Here is a 759-nt window from a genome sequence, read left to right as displayed (position 1 = left end):
CGCCATGCCGATCAACACCTGCACCTTTATGTTGATACTCGAGGCGCTTAACAAAATCATCCCATGTTTCACGGGATAATTCGCCGCCGTCTGCCAGTGATGTAAAATCAGCCATTATTTAAACCCCTGCATATATTCGCTGCTTTATTACACATATCAGTATCAAACCAGCCGAAGTGACAGGTGTTGAAACTGATGTCTAATTGATCTGCTAGCCATTGATAGACTTCCGTGCGCTCCAAATTACGACTCCTGACTACATCATCGAAATACCGATGTGCCGACAGCCTCGCTATCCGTGTCGGCTTATCTGCCAGTGACCCCATCGGGATATCCGTTCCCGGATGAATATTGACACGCGCACCACATGACCAGCAGTGATACAGCCAAGGCCAGCGGTTATCATGAATACGCTTAAACACATTCAAATGATGCTCAATCATCACATGCCTGTTGCAGTAACGGCAGTGTGTCGGAATGGGGTAGGGGTCATTGACTCTCTGTACTGCTCTGGGATTTGGGTTCCATGGGGTGAACTGCATGTTGTGTCCTCCCGAATTTTGGTTAATACTCCTCCCGCCACTGAGGTAGCGTTAGTTAATGGGGTGGGGTTAGGTGGTTCTGTTTGGATCGTCGAGTACTAAAACGCGGTGTATGTCCGTGAGTCAGTGAGGACAGGGCTTTCCTTCAATTCTTTCATTCTGATTCCTGTCACTTCCTTGCACTTTTGCTGCAATTCTGGGTATCCATCCAATGCGT

The 759-nt window shown here is 48.0% G+C and carries 1 protein-coding gene; it reads right to left on the bottom strand.

Annotated features, from left to right (window positions below; genetic code table 11):
* Positions 1-107: 107 nt before the first annotated feature.
* Positions 108-542, bottom strand: coding sequence for a zinc-finger-containing protein (locus tag PSI23_RS21700; protein WP_273557010.1), 435 nt, complete (start codon positions 540-542; stop codon positions 108-110).
* Positions 543-759 lie beyond the last annotated feature (217 nt).

Source organism: Xenorhabdus yunnanensis, assembly GCF_028598805.1.
GTDB classification, from domain to species: Bacteria; Pseudomonadota; Gammaproteobacteria; order Enterobacterales; family Enterobacteriaceae; genus Xenorhabdus; species Xenorhabdus yunnanensis.
The sequence above is the reverse complement of the archived record's forward strand: the minus strand, read 5'-3'. Positions and strand labels throughout refer to the sequence as shown.

What these genes read in the sequence shown, in the direction of transcription:
- PSI23_RS21700 (WP_273557010.1), bottom strand. Translation starts at nt 542, where the DNA reads ATGCAGTTCACCCCATGGAACCCAAATCCCAGAGCAGTACAGAGAGTC.